This is a genomic window from Bradyrhizobium sp. F1.4.3 (assembly GCF_040548375.1).
Taxonomy (GTDB): Bacteria; Pseudomonadota; Alphaproteobacteria; order Rhizobiales; family Xanthobacteraceae; genus Bradyrhizobium.
Genome location: NZ_JBEPRN010000001.1, coordinates 1,493,285 through 1,508,744 on the forward strand (window position 1 = coordinate 1,493,285; position 15,460 = coordinate 1,508,744).

General features: G+C 64.7%; 14 protein-coding genes. 11 read left to right on the top strand and 3 right to left on the bottom strand.

Translation table 11 applies throughout. The features are described 5' to 3' along the window. Nucleotides 1-17 precede the first annotated feature (17 nt). From ABIB73_RS07235 to ABIB73_RS07245, 3 genes are all read right to left on the bottom strand, one after another. Nucleotides 18-1,412, bottom strand: a complete 1,395-nt coding sequence (locus ABIB73_RS07235) for a M20/M25/M40 family metallo-hydrolase (protein WP_354222433.1) — start codon at nucleotides 1,410-1,412, stop codon at nucleotides 18-20. A 24-nt stretch (nucleotides 1,413-1,436) separates the two neighbouring features. Then, the gene (locus ABIB73_RS07240) at nucleotides 1,437-2,765 is read right to left on the bottom strand and encodes a glycosyltransferase family 87 protein (RefSeq protein WP_502918393.1); all 1,329 of its coding nucleotides are present in this window, start codon (nucleotides 2,763-2,765) and stop codon (nucleotides 1,437-1,439) included. Nucleotides 2,766-2,924: 159 nt separating this feature from the next. Beyond that, nucleotides 2,925-4,547 (bottom strand): helicase HerA-like domain-containing protein, encoded by a 1,623-nt coding sequence (locus tag ABIB73_RS07245; protein ID WP_354222435.1) that lies wholly within the window; start codon nucleotides 4,545-4,547, stop codon nucleotides 2,925-2,927. Between the two features lie 352 nt (nucleotides 4,548-4,899). On the opposite strand from ABIB73_RS07245, the gene ABIB73_RS07250 reads away from it, so the two are divergent. The 11 genes from ABIB73_RS07250 (at nucleotide 4,900) to meaB (ending at nucleotide 15,447) form a co-directional block, all read left to right on the top strand. Beyond that, complete coding sequence (locus ABIB73_RS07250; RefSeq protein ID WP_354222437.1) at nucleotides 4,900-5,265, top strand: DUF2267 domain-containing protein; 366 nt, start codon at nucleotides 4,900-4,902, stop codon at nucleotides 5,263-5,265. 26 nt (nucleotides 5,266-5,291) lie between these two features. Then, nucleotides 5,292-5,699 carry a DUF4332 domain-containing protein gene (locus tag ABIB73_RS07255; protein WP_354222439.1) on the top strand — a complete coding sequence of 136 codons (408 nt, stop codon included), beginning with the start codon at nucleotides 5,292-5,294 and terminating at the stop codon, nucleotides 5,697-5,699. A gap of 243 nt (nucleotides 5,700-5,942) precedes the next feature. Beyond that, on the top strand, nucleotides 5,943-6,803 hold the full coding sequence (gene folP, locus ABIB73_RS07260) for a dihydropteroate synthase (RefSeq protein ID WP_354222441.1): 861 nt from the start codon (nucleotides 5,943-5,945) through the stop codon (nucleotides 6,801-6,803). After that, nucleotides 6,800-7,168: a dihydroneopterin aldolase gene (folB, locus tag ABIB73_RS07265; protein WP_027544155.1), complete on the top strand. Its 369-nt coding sequence runs from the start codon at nucleotides 6,800-6,802 to the stop codon at nucleotides 7,166-7,168. Before folP ends, folB begins: the two co-directional genes overlap by 4 nt. Before the next feature lies 1 nt (nucleotide 7,169). After that, a complete protein-coding gene (gene folK / locus ABIB73_RS07270; protein WP_354222444.1) occupies nucleotides 7,170-7,661 on the top strand; it encodes a 2-amino-4-hydroxy-6-hydroxymethyldihydropteridine diphosphokinase in 492 nt (163 codons plus the stop codon). Between the two features lie 81 nt (nucleotides 7,662-7,742). After that, a complete protein-coding gene (locus ABIB73_RS07275; protein WP_354222446.1) occupies nucleotides 7,743-9,614 on the top strand; it encodes a methylmalonyl-CoA mutase family protein in 1,872 nt (623 codons plus the stop codon). After that, entirely contained in the window at nucleotides 9,611-10,075 is a 465-nt protein-coding gene (locus ABIB73_RS07280) for a GFA family protein (RefSeq protein ID WP_354222448.1), read from the top strand. Before ABIB73_RS07275 ends, ABIB73_RS07280 begins: the two co-directional genes overlap by 4 nt. A 23-nt stretch (nucleotides 10,076-10,098) precedes the next feature. Beyond that, the gene (gene scpA, locus ABIB73_RS07285; RefSeq protein ID WP_354222597.1) at nucleotides 10,099-12,255 is read left to right on the top strand and encodes a methylmalonyl-CoA mutase; all 2,157 of its coding nucleotides are present in this window, start codon (nucleotides 10,099-10,101) and stop codon (nucleotides 12,253-12,255) included. Between the two features lie 203 nt (nucleotides 12,256-12,458). Further along, on the top strand, nucleotides 12,459-13,253 hold the full coding sequence (locus ABIB73_RS07290; protein WP_354222599.1) for an RsiV family protein: 795 nt from the start codon (nucleotides 12,459-12,461) through the stop codon (nucleotides 13,251-13,253). A gap of 128 nt (nucleotides 13,254-13,381) precedes the next feature. Next, a complete protein-coding gene (locus tag ABIB73_RS07295; protein WP_354222450.1) occupies nucleotides 13,382-14,368 on the top strand; it encodes a tripartite tricarboxylate transporter substrate binding protein in 987 nt (328 codons plus the stop codon). Nucleotides 14,369-14,460: 92 nt separating this feature from the next. After that, nucleotides 14,461-15,447, top strand: coding sequence for a methylmalonyl Co-A mutase-associated GTPase MeaB (gene meaB / locus ABIB73_RS07300; RefSeq protein WP_354222452.1), 987 nt, complete (start codon nucleotides 14,461-14,463; stop codon nucleotides 15,445-15,447). Nucleotides 15,448-15,460: the final 13 nt, after the last annotated feature.

Genomic DNA, 15,460 nt, shown 5'->3' on the forward strand with positions numbered 1-15,460 from the left:
ACCCTACGCACCGCGCTCTACTTCACCTCTGCCAGCGCGGCGAGGATGCGGGCCCAGGAGCGAATGCCCTTCTGAAAGCTCTTGAGGTCATACTTCTCGTTCGGCGAATGGATGTTGTCGTCGTCGAGGCCGAAGCCGACGAGCAGCGAGTCCAGCCCAAGCGCGCGCTTGAAGTCGGAGACGATCGGGATCGAGGCGCCCGATCCCATCAGCACGGTCTCCTTGCCCCACTCCTCGGTCAGTGCCTTCCTGGCGGCGGCGAGCGGCTTCATGTTCCAGTCGAGCGCGATGGCGGGCCCAGCGGAATGGTCGCCGAATTTGACCCTGCAGTCTCCCGGAATCCGCGCCGACACATACTCACGGAAAGCCTTGCGGATCCTGGCGGGATCCTGCCCTTCAACCAGGCGGAACGAAACCTTGGCCGACGCATGCGACGGGATCACCGTCTTGGAGCCCTCGCCGATATAGCCGCCCCAGATGCCGTTGACGTCGCAGGTCGGCCGCGTGGACGCCTGCTCGACCAGGAGCCGACCCTTCTCGCCGGCCGGGATCGACAGTCCGACCGGCTTGAGGAAACTCTCTGGCGTGAAATCGAGCTTCTTCCACTGGTCCAGAATGTCGCTCGGCGTATCCTTCACGCCGTCATAGAAGCCGGGGATGGTGATGTGATTGTCGTCGTCGAACAGCCCGCCGAGAATTTTCGTCAGCACCCGGATCGGGTTCATCGCCGTGCCGCCGAACACGCCGGAATGCAGGTCACGATTGGCGGCGGTGATCTTCACCTCTTCATAGAGCAGGCCGCGCAGCGATGTCGTGATCGCCGGCGTGTTGCGGTCCCACATGCCGGTGTCGCAGACCAGCACGTAGTCCGCCCTGAACTCGTCCTTGTTGGCTTCGATGAAGGGCACGAAGTTCTTCGAGCCGACCTCCTCCTCGCCCTCGATCAGGAAAGTGACGTCGATCGGCAGCGAGCCCGTCACCGCCTTCCAGGCACGACACGCCTCGACGAAGGTCATCACCTGGCCCTTGTCGTCCTCGGCGCCACGCGCAACGATGATCTTGCGGCCGTCAGCATGGTCGGTCACGACCGGCTCGAACGGCGGACGATGCCAGAGGTCGAGCGGATCGACCGGCTGCACGTCGTAATGACCGTAGAACAGCACGTGCGGCCGTCCGCCTGTCTTGCTCTTGCCGACGACGGCGGGATGGCCGGCAGTCGGCCTCACCTCGGTCGCGACGCCGAGGCTTGCAATGTCCTTGGCCAGATGCTCGGCCGCCGCCTTGCAATCCTTGGCGAAGGCCGGGTCCGCGGAAATCGACTTGATCCGCAACAGCGAGAACAGACGCTCCAGGCTGTTATCAAACTCCTTGTCGATGTGGTCGAGCACGGATTGAAGCTGCGCATTGGCCATGGTCGTATTCCCTGCTTTCGAGTCTCAAGAGGGTTGTGGTTTTAGACCTGCCGCGGCGTCGGAGCTAGCCGCAACCGGCGGATGGCGGATGTGCCAGGCCAGCGTACCGGCGAGGATGGCGGTAGCGATCAGATTGTTGCCCCAGGCCTGGATCACATTGGGAAACGGCGGCAGTGACAGCAGCATGAGAACGCCGGCGGCGCACAGTGCGAGCCAGGTTCCCAGCCGCACGCTGGCCCGTTCGTCGAACGCGGCACGATGCATCAGCACCGCCATCGGCAGGAACAGCCACATGAAGTAGTATTGCCGCGCCAATGGCGAGGCGACCGTCATCAGGCAGAACAGGATGCCGAGCTCCTCGGCATCCGATCGCGCCGTTCGCCGCCGCTGTGACGGCATGACCGCAACGAAGCCGAGCCCGAGCAACGCCGACACCGCGAGCACGATCAAGTTCGCCGTCTTGTAGTCGACAGCGATGACGTTCATCGTGCGCGGCAGCTTGTCGGGATCCTCCTGGTTGTAGTTGAGTGGCCGGACCAGCCGGTGCGTCACAGCAATGATGGACTGGTTGACCCATGACCAGTTCTGTTCGTCGCGCTGGCCGAAACCCTTTTCCGAGCTCGACCCGACCATGCCCTGGTACCAGGTCTTGAGCTCGGCGGCGTTGCGCTCGAAGCCACGGATCGGCGCCGGCACGACGTAGAGAAGAATGCCGATGAAGGCGAGCATGCTGACGACGGCCGCCCACTGCCGGCGCCAGACCAGATAGGGCAGCACTGCGATGGGAAACACCTTGATGGCGGTGGCGAGCGCGAACATGAAGCCTGCGAGCCAGGACCGTTGACGCTGCAGGCTCCGGAAGCCGTAGAGCATCATCGCCAGCAGGACGAGGTTCGGCTGGCCGAGGTCGAACATGTCGAACACGAAGGTCACGGTGACGAGGGCCGGCAGCGCTTCGAGCCAGGGGCCGGGCCTGCGGCCTGATCCGGTCATGGCATTGGAGAGAATGCCCGTGGACCACCACGCCACCACATTCAGCAGCGACAGCACGATGTAGAGCGGGATCTTGCCGAACCAGCTCGGGATCGCGAGCAGGATCGCCGGCAGCGGCGGATAGATGAACTCGAACTGGTGATGGATGTCGCTGGGGTAGAGCGGGCCGCCGTGCAGCACCTGCTGCCCGGCCCAATACCACAGCGCATAGTCCTTGGTCTTGCCGTGGCCAAAGATCTCGGGACCGAGGACATCGGCGGCGAGGATGACGCAGCAGAGCAGGAAGAGGAGATCGAGCGGCGCGCGCAGCGACGGGAGTCGGAGTTCGCGGGATTTGGCAGAAGAGTCGGTTGAGGTCACAATGTGGTCCAGCCAGGAGACATAGCACCTAGCAGACCGACGGAGGCTTGGAGAGCCCCCTTCACCCGAATTTGTACCCATCGCGCACTCGACCTCGTTCCGGTATCGGTCGAGGTGACCCGGGCCCGCGGATGAATTGCCTCAGACAGAGCTCGCTGCCTACCTTCGCAGCAATCCACCGAGCGCGCCACGAACGAGCGCGCGGCCGACCGAGCCGCCGAGCTGGCCGCCGACCGACTTGCCGAGATCGGCTGCGACGCCGCCGACCACCCTGCCGGTGACCGTGCGCGTGACGTCGCGCGCGATGCGCTGTCCCGTCGTCAGCCGGTTACGTCCGGTGTTGGTGCCGAAGATGGTGCCGACGATCGAGCCGATCTGGCCGAGGATGCCGCCACCACTTCCGCGCGCCGAGCCGTCGGCCGGCGCCGCGGTGCCGGCGATACGCTTCTGGATGATCTCGTACGCAGACTCGGAATCGATCGCGGTGTCGTATTTGCCCTTCAGCGGGCTCGCATCCATGATCGCCTTGCGCTCCTCCGGCGTGATCGGCCCGATCCGGGCCGATGGCGGCCGGATCATCACCCGCTCGACTATCGCTGGGGTGCCGTTGCCTTCGAGGAAAGACACCAGAGCCTCGCCCTTGCCGAGCTCCATGATCACCTTGGCGGTGTCGAGCTTCGGGTTGGGCCGGAAAGTCTGCGCGGCGGCGGCGACCGCCTTCTGGTCCCGCGGTGTGAAGGCGCGCAGCGCATGCTGCACGCGGTTGCCCATTTGACCGAGCACGCGGTCGGGGACGTCGATCGGGTTTTGGGTGACGAAATAGACGCCGACGCCCTTGGATCGGATCAGGCGGACCACCTGCTCGATCTTGTCCATGAGCGCCTTCGGCGCGTCGTTGAACAGGAGATGCGCCTCGTCGAAGAAGAACACCAGTTTTGGCTTGGGCGGGTCGCCGACCTCGGGTAGCTCCTCGAAGAGCTCCGACAGCATCCACAGCAGGAATGTCGCGTAAAGCCGCGGGCTCTGCATCAGCTTGTCGGCGACGAGGATATTGACCATACCGCGCCCGTCGCGGTCGGTCCTCATGAAATCCTTCAGCGTCAGCGCCGGCTCGCCGAAGAACTTTGTGCCGCCCTGGTTCTCCAGCACCAGGAGCTGGCGCTGGATGGTGCCGACGGTGGCCTTGGTGACGTTGCCGAACCCCTGGGCCGCTTTCCGGATCGGCGCGAGCGGATCCTCTTCCGCGTCCGGACCCTTCTTGCTGGTGTCAGGCACGATGGCATCGAGCAGCGCCCGCAGATCCTTCATGTCGATCAGGGCAAGACCATTGTCATCGGCGACGCGGAAGGCGACGTTGAGCACGCCCTCCTGCACGTCATTCAGATCGAGCATGCGCGCCAGCAACAGCGGCCCCATCTCGGTGACGGTGGCCCGCACCGGATGCCCCTGCTCGCCGAACACATCCCAGAACACCGTCGAGAACTGGTCGGGCTGGAACGTCAGCCCCATCTCGGTTGCACGCTTGACGATGAAGTCCTTGGCTTCGCCAACCTCGGAGATGCCGGAGAGGTCGCCCTTGATGTCGGCGGCGAACACCGGAACACCGGCGCGCGCAAATCCTTCTGCCATCACTTGCAGCGATACCGTTTTTCCTGTTCCGGTCGCACCGGTGACGAGGCCGTGGCGATTGGCGAGCGCCAGCGTCAACCAGGCCTGCTCGTCTCCCTTGCCGACGAAGATCTTGTCGTCGGTATCGCCGAGCGTGTTGTCCTGTGCCGTCATCACTCTGTCTCTGTTCTGTCTGCTCGTTTCGCCTATTGAAACTCAAGCTCACCAGTTCCGTAGTTTAACGCATGTCGTGCCCCGATTGAAACCGTTCAAGACGCCACGGACATGCGACATTGTCGGAGAACGGACGCGAGACATCCGCCAAAAGTCGGAGCGATACATTCGCACCGCGGCAATTTTTCATTGATTCCTTCTCCGCTCTTGCATCGCTGCAACACTTTTTGCGCGATTGAAGATGAATCGCGATACCGGATGCGTTCATCGCTTGTATTTCGCATCGCACCGGCCCAAGATCGTTTTTCGAAAACAATACTCCGGCATGTGATCCGGCTGAGGGGCAGGCCATATGGACGAGCTGATCGGGCGGCTGGCGACAAACGCCAGCATAGATGGTGCTGTCGCTGAAAAGACCGTCGGCATTATCCTGGGTTTCCTCCGCAGCGAGGGTCCTTCCGACAGCGTGCAGGCCCTGATCGACCATATCCCCGGTGCAGATGCAGCGATCGAAGCGTCCAGGAGCGGCGGCGGACTGTCGCGGCTGATGGGCGGCGGCCTGATGGCCGTCGGCACGCGCCTGATGAGCCTGGGACTTGGCATGTCCGACATTCAGACGGTTGCCCGTGAACTTTTTCGCTTCGGCCGAGACAAAATCGGAGCGGATCAGATGGGCAAGATCATCGCAGGGACGCCGGGCCTCAGCCAGTTCGCCTGAGAGCTACGCATTTCATATTGAGTATCATGACATATCCGATCTCCGAGATTGAGGGCCTGCCGGCCTTTGCCGCCAGCAAGTTGAAGGCGCAGGGTATCCGCACCACCGACGCGCTGCTGGAAGCCGCCAGCACCGCCAAGGGCCGCAAGACGCTTGCGGCCAAGACCGGCATCAGCGAGCAGCAACTGCTGGAGTGGGCCAACGTCTCCGACTACATGCGCATTCCCGGCATGGGCAGGGCCAAGGTCGGCCTGGTCCGCGCCGCCGGTGTCACCACCGTGCGCGAACTTTCCTATCGGAATCCGGCAAGGCTCGCCCAGAGCATGCGGGAGGCGAACGAGAGGAAGAAGCTGGTCCGCATCCTGCCCTCGGAAAAATCGGTCGGCGACATCATCGCCAAAGCCAAGAAGCTGGCGCCGAAGATTACGTATTAGCTTAGGCTCTCCGTCATCCTGAGGTGCTCCCCGCGCGGTGCATAGCACCGCGCGGGGAGCCTCGAAGGATGAACGGCCACGCTGGCGTCACGCTGCGAGAGTTGGGCCGTCGCCCTTCGAGGGCCGCCGAAGAAGCGGCCACCTCAGGGGTGACGGTGAAGGAGTGGCCCGGGTGACGGAGCGGCGCGCATCGCCCCTAATCCCGTCTTGAATCCCTCCTCCCCGACCGCTAAAGCGAGCCACATGAACGCCTCGCCCTCCCCATCCGTCGCGCCGGCCGGCTCGGCCGGGCCTGACGTGTTGCGGACGCTCGTGGGCCGGCCGATTCCGGCGGTGATGGGCGTGCTCAACGTCACCCCGGATTCCTTCTCGGACGGTGGCGAGTTCATCGCGCCGGAGCAGGCGCTGGTGCGGGCACAGGCGATGATCGCTGATGGCGTCGACATCATCGACATCGGCGCCGAGTCCACCCGGCCTTACAAGGGCGCCCAGCCGGTCACGGCGGAAGGCGAGCTTGCCCGGCTGAAGCCGGTGCTGGCGGACATCGTGGCGCTCGGCGTGCCGGTGTCGATCGACAGCATGAAGGCCGAGGTCGTGGCTTTCGCGCTCGACCAGGGTGCTGCGATCGCCAACGACGTCTGGGGCCTGCAACGCGACGCCGGCATGGCGCCGCTGGTGGCCGCGAAAGGCGTCCCTGTGATCGTCATGCACAACCGTGACAGCGCCGATCCCGCGATCGACATCATCGCAGACATGAAAGCGTTCTTTCAGCGTTCGCTCGTGATCGCCGCACAGGCCGGCATCGCGCGCGAGAAAATCGTGCTCGATCCCGGCATCGGCTTCGGCAAGACGGCCGAGCAAAGCATGACCGCGCTGGCGCGGCTGCGTGAATTCGAGATGTTCGGCCTGCCGATCCTGGTCGGCGCCTCGCGCAAGCGCTTCATCGCCTCGGTGTCGCCATCGGAGCCGAAAGAACGGCTCGCCGGCTCGATCGCCGCGCATCTGATCGCCGCGCAGCGCGGCGCAAAAATCATCCGGACCCATGACGTCGCCGAGACCTTGCAGGCCCTGCGGGTGGCGAACGCAATCGAGAGCAAGCAATGACCGATACGATCTTCGTGACCGGCCTGTCGATCCATGCTCGCCACGGCGTGATGGATCACGAAACCGAAGTCGGCCAGCGTTTTGTCATTGACCTCGAACTCTATACCGACCTGTCGGAGCCTTCGCGCACCGATCGGCTCGCCGATACGGTGTCCTACGCCGAAGTCGTGGCGACCACGACCGCGGCGTTCAAGAACACCAACTACAAGCTCTTGGAGCGCGCCGCCGGCGCCGTTGCCGACGCCATCCTGTCGCACTTCCCGCGCATCCGCGCGGTGAAGATCACCGTGCACAAGCCGCATGCGCCGATCGCCGCGATCTTCGACGACGTCGGCATCATGCTGACGCGTTCGCGGCACCCCTGACATGGCAAGCGTGCTGATCGCGCTCGGCGGCAATGTCGGCGATGTCCGCGCGACGTTCGGGAAAGCGATCGCCCACATCTGCGGTATGGCGCAGGCTGTGCTGATCGCGCGCTCCCCGGACTACGCGACCCCGCCCTGGGGCGACGAGGACCAGGATCCCTTCATCAACGCCTGCGTCGAGATCGAGACCAGCCTCGATCCGCATGCGCTGCTGTTCGTGATGCAAAAGGTCGAGCAGAAATTCGGCCGCACGCGGAACAAGGAGCGGCAATGGGGTCCGCGCACGCTCGACCTCGACATGATCGCCTATGACGATATCAGCTTGCAGAAACCCGACCTGACCTTGCCGCATCCGCGCCTGTTCGAACGCGCCTTCGTGCTGGTCCCGCTCGCCGAAATCGCGCCTGACCGCGTGATCGGCGGCATTCGTGTGCGTGACGGGCTCGCCAGCGTCTCGACGCAAGGCATTGAGCGGCTTCCGGATACCGGTTAACCAAAAACAACCGTTTGCAGGGACGGCCGGCCGTGGCAATTTCGCGGCCGAATAACAAGCCGTTTGGGAGCCCCTGGCCGTATGACCTCCGTGACCGACGACCTGCCGCTGGCGGCCGATTTTCCCAAGGCGAAGGACGAGGACTGGCGCAAGCTGGTCGATGGCGTGCTGAAGGGCGCGCCGTTCGAGAAGCTGGTCGGCAAGACCTATGACGGGCTGAAGATCAATCCGCTATATCCGCGCGCCCCAGGCGTTGCGCCCGTGACGGGACGACCCGCGGCCGCGCCGTGGCAGATCATGCAGCGGATCGACCATCCCGACGCGGCGGCTGCGAACGCGCAGGCCTTGCAGGATCTGGAGAACGGCGCCACGGGGCTTTCGCTGGTGTTCGCCGGCGGCAATGGCAGCCACGGCTTCGGCCTGGACCCGACGGCCGATGCGGTCGCGAAGGTGTTGAAGGACATTCACCTCGATGCCGGCATCGGCATCGAGCTTCAGGTCGGCCCACAATCGCGGATGGCGGCGATCCATGTCGCGGAATATGTGAAGAGCAGCGGCATCGATCCCGCGGCCTGCGACATCCGCTTTGGGCTCGATCCGCTGGCGGCCTGCGCGGTATGGGGCCACAGCCCCTATAGCTGGGAGGAGATCGTTCCCGCCGTTACCGGCGGCATCAAGGGGCTCGCCGCGCTCGGCTTCAAGGGGCCGTTTGCTTCCGCCGACGGACGCGTCGTCCATGATGCCGGCGGATCGGAGGGGCAGGAGCTCGCCTTCGTGCTCGCCTGCGGCGTCGCTTATCTGCGCGCAATCGAAGGCGCGGGCGTTCCGCTGGAGCAGGCGCAAGGCATGGTCTATGCGCGGCCTGCGGCGGACGCCGACCAATTCCTGACCATGGCAAAATTCCGCGCGCTGCGGCTGCTCTGGGCGCGCATCGAAACGGCTTGCGGGCTCACGCCCAAGCCGCTGTTCATCGCCGCCGATACCGCCTGGCGCATGCTGACGCAGCGCGATCCCTATGTGAACATGCTGCGCGCAACCATGGCGACGTTTGCGGCGGGGCTCGCCGGTGCCAACGCAATCACCGTGCTGCCGCATACGCTCGGGCTTGGGCTGCCCGATCCGTTCGCGCGGCGCGTGGCGCGCAACACGCAGCTTCTGCTGCTGGAAGAAAGCAACCTCGCCAAGGTCAGCGATCCCGCAGCGGGCGCGGGCGGCATCGAGGCTCTCACCACGCAGCTCTGCGACGCGGCCTGGGCGCTGTTCCAGGAGAGCGAGAAAGCCGGCGGCGCTTTTGCGGCGCTTCAACAAGGTCTGTTCCAAAGCAAGGTCGCGGCCACGCGAAAAGCGCGCGAGGCCAATATCGCAAAGCGCCGCGACGTGCTGACGGGTGCGAGCGAGTTTCCGAACCTGCAAGAGCGCGAGACGGCGGTGCTGACAGCGACGCCGATCGCGCTGGCACCTTACGGCGAGCAGAAACACAAATTCGATGCGCTCACCCCGATGCGGCTTGCGCAACCGTTCGAGGCGCTTCGCGATAAATCCGATGCGGCGTTGAAGGCACGCGGCACGCGGCCAAAAGTGTTTCTGGCCAATCTCGGCACGCCTGCCGATTTCACGGGGCGCGGGACCTTTGCAAAAAGCTTCTTCGAGACCGGCGGCATTCAGGCGATCGACAGCGAGGGTTTTGCCGATCCCGCCAAGCTCGTCGCCGCCTTCAAGGCCTCCGGCGCGGAGCTTGCCTGCCTTTGTTCCAGCGACAAGGTCTATGCGGAACACGCCGAAGCCGCGGCGAAGGCCCTGCAAACCGCTGGAGCACGACATATCTATCTGGCAGGCCGCACGGCCCAGGCCGAGGCGGCGCTGCGGGCCGCCGGCGTCGCGGGTTTTGTCTTCGCCGGGGGCGACGCGCTTGCAACGTTGCAAGACGCTTACCTGCGGATGGAACAGGCATGACCGACGCGAGCAAAACCGTATTCACCGGCGGCTGCCAATGCGGCGCAATCCGCTTCGCTCTGACGGCGGTCCCCAACAAGGTCTCGATCTGCCACTGCCGGATGTGCCAGAAGGCAAGCGGCGCGCCGTTCGCCTCCTTCGCCGATATCAACCGGACGGATTTTGCCTGGACCAAGGGAGAGCCGGCGTTCTTCCGCTCCTCCTCGATCGCCGATCGCGGCTATTGCGCCGCTTGCGGCACGCCTCTCAGCTTCGGCCGCATCGACGGCGACCGGATCGAGATCATGACGGGCGCCTTCGACCGGCCGGACCGGCTGGTGCCGACGCGGCAATATGGAACTGAATCCCGCCTCGGCTGGGTGGTCGGCGTCGCCAACCTGCCGAGCCAGACCACGCAGCAGAATTACGGGCCGGAGAAGATGGCGACCATCGTCAGCCATCAGCATCCGGACCATGATTGAGCGCCTATGATATGGTTGAAGCCATGAGCCGCATTCCCAATTTCGCCGATGTCGCCTTCGAGAGAGCCGCGACCGCAGCTCCAACCGGCAGCGCCGAACCGTGGCTCACGCCCGAGGGCATCTTGGTGAAGCCCGCCTATGGCGAGGCCGATCTCGCCGGGCTCGACTTCCTCGATACCTATCCCGGCATCGCGCCTTACCTGCGCGGCCCCTACCCGACCATGTATGTCAACCAGCCCTGGACGGTGCGACAATATGCCGGCTTCTCCACGGCGGAGGATTCCAACGCGTTCTACCGCCGCAATCTCGCGGCGGGACAAAAGGGCCTCTCGGTCGCCTTCGACCTCGCCACCCATCGCGGCTATGACAGCGATCATCCGCGCGTCGGCGGCGACGTCGGAATGGCCGGCGTTGCGATCGATTCCATCTACGACATGCGCACACTGTTTGCGGGCATCCCGCTCGACCAGATGAGCGTGTCCATGACCATGAACGGCGCGGTGCTGCCGATCCTCGCACTGTTCGTCGCGGCCGCAGGCGAACAGGGCGTGCCGCCTGAAAAGCTCTCAGGCACGATTCAGAATGACATTCTGAAAGAGTTCATGGTGCGCAACACCTATATCTATCCGCCTGCGCCCTCGATGCGGATCATCTCGGACATCTTCGCCTACACCTCGCAAAAGATGCCGAAATACAATTCGATCTCGATCTCCGGCTATCACATGCAGGAGGCCGGTGCGACGCAGGACCTCGAGCTCGCCTATACGCTCGCCGACGGCGTCGAATATCTGCGCGCCGGCCTTGCTGCAGGCCTCGACGTCGACCGCTTCGCGCCGCGGCTGTCGTTCTTCTGGGCGATCGGCATGAACTTCTTCATGGAAGTGGCCAAGATGCGCGCCGCGCGGCTGCTCTGGGCGAAGCTGCTCAAGCCGTTCAACCCGAAGGACCCGCGCTCGCTCTCGCTGCGCACGCATTGCCAGACCTCCGGCTGGTCGCTGACCGCGCAGGACGTCTTCAACAATGTGATGCGCACGACGGTGGAGGCGATGGCGGCGACGCAAGGCCATACCCAGTCGCTGCACACCAATGCGCTCGACGAAGCGCTTGCGCTGCCGACCGACTTCTCGGCACGCATCGCCCGCAACACCCAGCTCTTCCTCCAGCAGGAAAGCGGCACCACCCGCATCATCGATCCCTGGGGCGGCTCGTATTATGTCGAGCGGCTCACGCGCGACCTCGCAGCGAAAGCATGGAGCCACATCCAGGAGGTCGAGGAGCTCGGCGGCATGGCGAAAGCCATCGAGGCCGGGGTGCCGAAGCTGCGCATCGAGGAGGCCTCCGCCAAGACGCAGGCGCGTATCGATGCCGGCAAGCAGGCGGTGATCGGTGTCAACAAGTACAAGCCATCGGACGAAGCCCCGATCGATATCCTCAAGGTCGACAACACCAACGTCCGCCGGCTCCAGATCGACAAGCTGACGCGGCTGAAGTCCGAGCGCAACCAGACCGACGTTGAGGCCGCACTCGCCGCGCTGACGCGCTCGGCCGGCGAAGGCAACGGCAATCTGCTCGCGCTCGCCATCGACGCGGCGCGGGCCAAGGCGACCGTCGGCGAGATTTCGGACGCGATGGAAAAGGTGTTCGGCCGGCACCGCGCCGAGATCAAGTCGATCACCGGCGTCTACAAGCGGGAGGCGTCCAGCATGGGTAACCGGGTCGAGAAGGTTCAGGCGCTGATCGACGCCTTCGAGGAAGCCGAGGGCCGCCGCCCGCGCATCCTGGTCGCCAAGATCGGTCAGGACGGCCACGACCGCGGCCAGAAGGTGATTGCGTCTGCGTTCGCCGATATCGGCTTCGACGTCGACATCGGGCCGCTGTTTGCGACCGCCGACGAGGCCGCCCGCCAGGCGGTCGAGAACGATGTCCACATCCTCGGCGTTTCCTCGCTCGCCGCCGCGCACCTCACCGCCGTGCCGGAATTGAAGGCCGCGTTGAAGAAGCAGGGTCGCGACGACATCATGATCATCGTCGGCGGCGTGGTGCCGCCACAGGATTACGACGCGCTCTATGCGGCCGGCGCCGAAGCGATCTTCCCGCCGGGCACCGTGATCGCGGACGCGGCCGAGGAGCTGATCCGCAAGCTGAACGCCCGGCTCGGGCATAGCGAGGCGGCGGAGTAATTCCGCCGCCTCTCGGTGCTGCCGACCATCAAACCGGCAGGCGGTTTTCCGCGACCAACCTTCACGACCCGGTGTTCACGCCTGGCGTTCTGCGCCGGTTCATCTTGCGATGTCTATGCTCTGGCAGACGCCCGGACGAGTCGACGGCGGCGGTCAACGAGCGGAAATTCATGGATACTGAACTGACATATCATCATGCCAATATGCGCGCAGGATTGCTCCCGCGCACCATCGCCGTCCTTTCGGCCGCCGCTACGATCGCCCTGGCCTCTCCTTCCCAGGCCGCCGACCCCAAGCCCGACGCCGTTATCAAGAACAGAAACATCGAGGCGCGCGTCATCCTCGACGACAAGATCAAGGCCGATGCGGCACTGGCGGCCGATTGCCTCGCCGAAGGCAGGAAATGGCTCGACAAGAACGCGGCCGAAGCTGCGGCTTCGCGCAAGGAAGACCCGCAATCCTTTCGGGATGGCGGCTGGGACTTTGAGCGAAAGTACAGCATCCGCTCAGTCGTTGCCGACCGCTATGTCAGCCTGCTCCGCAACGACTACATGGACACCCACGGCGCCCATCCCAATTCCGACGTGAACACGATCCTGTGGGACAAGACCGAGAACAAGCGCATCTCGATCCGCCCGCTCTTCACCGAGACCGCCGACAACGGACCGACCATGAAGGTGATGGCGAAGGCCGTGATCGCCTCGCTGAAAATCGAGAAGAAGAAGCGCGATACCAGCGAGACCGCGACCGACGAGTGGCTCAAGGGCGTGGAGCCGAGCCTGCTCAAAATCGGTGCGGTGACGCTCGCGCCCTCGACCGAAGCGGGCAAGAGTTCTGGCCTCACCTTCCACTACCCGCCCTATGCGGTCGGCCCCTACGCCGAGGGCGAATATGTCGCATTCGTGCCGTGGGATACGCTGAAGCCCTATTTCACCGCGGAAGGTACGCGGATCTTCGGCGGCGCGCGGCCGAAGAGCGATGCCGACGCGGCGCAGTGATCGTCATAAGTCTGGACGGGACCCGTTGCTCACAGCGCGGTGATGCTGCTGCTTGCGACATCGGAGCAAAGCCGCGTAGAATAGCACATTGACAAGTGCCCGATTCCCGAGGGCCGCCGGGAACATTGATGTCAGGGATCACGCGCCGCACTTTTGCGGCCTCTTCTGTGGCTGCGGCCACTTCCGCTCTTCTCACGCCTGCGCACGCGCAAGTCTATCCGGCGCAGCCGGTGACCTTGATCGTGCCGTGGGGTGCGGGTGGCGGAACGGATGCAACCGCACACATCGTCGCGACACTCCTGGAAAAGGAGCTCGGCCAGCCGTTCAACGTCGTCAACCGCACTGGCGGGTCCGGCGTTGTCGGTCATGCCGAGATCGCAACCGCGCCGCCGGACGGCTACACGATCGGTATGCTGACCGTGGAAATCTCGATGCTGCATTGGCAGGCCCTGACGCATCTGACGCCGCGAAACTTCACGCCACTGGCACTGATGAACGAAGACCCGCCGGGCATCCAGGTCTCCACGTCCTCGCCATACAAGGCGGTGAAGGAGCTGATGGATGCCATCAAGGTGGCGCCGCCGGGAAAGTTCAAGGCATCGGGCACGGGGCAAGGCGGCATCTGGCATCTGGCACTCGTCGGGTGGATGCAGGCGATGGGATTGCCGGCGAACCAGGTCGCGTGGTCAGCGTCGAATGGCGCTGCACCGGCCATGCAGGATCTCGTCGCAGGCAGCCTGGATCTCACCACCTGCTCGGTGCCGGAGGCGCGGGCCACGATCGAGGCCGGTCAGGCACGGAGCCTCGCGATCATGGCGCCTGCCCGCAATCCCACCTTCCCCGATGTTCCGACACTGAAGGAGGCACTCGGCGTCGACTACTTCACCAGCTCATGGCGCGGCATCGGCGCGCCCAGAGGCTTGGCCCCGGAAGTGGCCACAAAGCTGACCACGGCCTTGAAAAAGGTGTACGACTCCCCCCAGTTCAAGGACTTCATGACCAGGCGCGGCTTCGGCGTCGTGTGGCGCGATGCCAGCCAGTTCAAAACCTTCATGGACCAGGCCGACGCCCAGATGGGTCAGGCGATGAAAGCAGCCGGCTTTGCGAAAGCGTGATTTGACGCCTCATCCCGGACGCGCGACCCGCGGCAACATCCTTTGAGCCGAGGGGCCCTCGCCTGCTTCGTCCGGCCGTTGTAAAGCAGGGCATGGTTGAGAAGGCTTCCCTGGACATCAAATCCCTCGCCCGTGACGTCCGCTTAGGCCATCGCGCGGCGCTGGCGCGAGCCATTACGCTGGTGGAGAGCCGGCGTAGCGACCATCAGGCGCTGGCGCGTGAGTTGGTGCAGACGCTCCTACCCGACACCGGCAAGGCGATTCGCGTCGGCATTACCGGCTCACCCGGCGTCGGCAAATCCACCACCATCGATGTGCTGGGTACGTATCTCATCGAACAGGGCCACAAGATCGCGGTACTCGCGGTCGATCCATCCTCGGCGCGCAGTGGCGGCTCGATCCTTGGCGACAAGACGCGGATGGCGCGGCTCTCGGCCGCCGACGAGGCCTTCATCCGGCCCTCGCCGTCCTCAGGCACGCTCGGCGGCGTCGCGGCCAAGACGCGTGAGGCGATGTTGTTGTGCGAGGCGGCCGGCTTCGGCGTCGTGCTGGTCGAGACCGTCGGCATCGGCCAGTCCGAGACCGCGGTCTGCGACATGACCGACTTCTTCCTCGCACTTATGCTGCCGGGCGGCGGCGACGAGTTGCAAGGCATCAAGAAGGGCCTGGTCGAGCTCGCCGACATGATCGCGATCAACAAGGCCGATGGCGACAATCTCAAGCGCGCCAACATCACCGCCGCCGACTATCGCGGCGCGCTGCACATTTTGGCGCCGCGCTCCGAGCACTGGCATCCGCCGGTCGAGACCTATTCGGCGCTGACCGGCGACGGCATCGCAAAGCTCTGGCAAAAGATCCTCGATCACCGCACCGCGATGAACGCGTCCGGCGAGTTCGCCGCACGGCGGCGCGAGCAGCAGGTGAAGTGGATGTGGTCGATGCTGGAGCAGCGCATGCTCTCACGGCTGCGAAGCGAGGCATCGGTTCGGACCAAGGTCAAGAAGATCGAAGCGGAAGTCGCCGACGGCCACCTCACGCCGGCGCTTGCCGCCGAAGCGATCATGACCCTCCTGCACTGAGGCTTGGCCGGCC

What these genes read in the sequence shown, in the direction of transcription:
- ABIB73_RS07280 (WP_354222448.1), top strand. Translation starts at nt 9,611, where the DNA reads ATGACCGACGCGAGCAAAACCGTATTCACCGGCGGCTGCCAATGCGGC.
- ABIB73_RS07275 (WP_354222446.1), top strand. Translation starts at nt 7,743, where the DNA reads ATGACCTCCGTGACCGACGACCTGCCGCTGGCGGCCGATTTTCCCAAG.
- ABIB73_RS07245 (WP_354222435.1), bottom strand. Translation starts at nt 4,547, where the DNA reads ATGACGGCACAGGACAACACGCTCGGCGATACCGACGACAAGATCTTC.
- scpA (WP_354222597.1), top strand. Translation starts at nt 10,099, where the DNA reads ATGAGCCGCATTCCCAATTTCGCCGATGTCGCCTTCGAGAGAGCCGCG.
- folB (WP_027544155.1), top strand. Translation starts at nt 6,800, where the DNA reads ATGACCGATACGATCTTCGTGACCGGCCTGTCGATCCATGCTCGCCAC.
- meaB (WP_354222452.1), top strand. Translation starts at nt 14,461, where the DNA reads ATGGTTGAGAAGGCTTCCCTGGACATCAAATCCCTCGCCCGTGACGTC.
- ABIB73_RS07295 (WP_354222450.1), top strand. Translation starts at nt 13,382, where the DNA reads ATGTCAGGGATCACGCGCCGCACTTTTGCGGCCTCTTCTGTGGCTGCG.
- folP (WP_354222441.1), top strand. Translation starts at nt 5,943, where the DNA reads ATGAACGCCTCGCCCTCCCCATCCGTCGCGCCGGCCGGCTCGGCCGGG.
- ABIB73_RS07235 (WP_354222433.1), bottom strand. Translation starts at nt 1,412, where the DNA reads ATGGCCAATGCGCAGCTTCAATCCGTGCTCGACCACATCGACAAGGAG.
- ABIB73_RS07255 (WP_354222439.1), top strand. Translation starts at nt 5,292, where the DNA reads ATGACATATCCGATCTCCGAGATTGAGGGCCTGCCGGCCTTTGCCGCC.
- folK (WP_354222444.1), top strand. Translation starts at nt 7,170, where the DNA reads ATGGCAAGCGTGCTGATCGCGCTCGGCGGCAATGTCGGCGATGTCCGC.
- ABIB73_RS07250 (WP_354222437.1), top strand. Translation starts at nt 4,900, where the DNA reads ATGGACGAGCTGATCGGGCGGCTGGCGACAAACGCCAGCATAGATGGT.
- ABIB73_RS07290 (WP_354222599.1), top strand. Translation starts at nt 12,459, where the DNA reads ATGCGCGCAGGATTGCTCCCGCGCACCATCGCCGTCCTTTCGGCCGCC.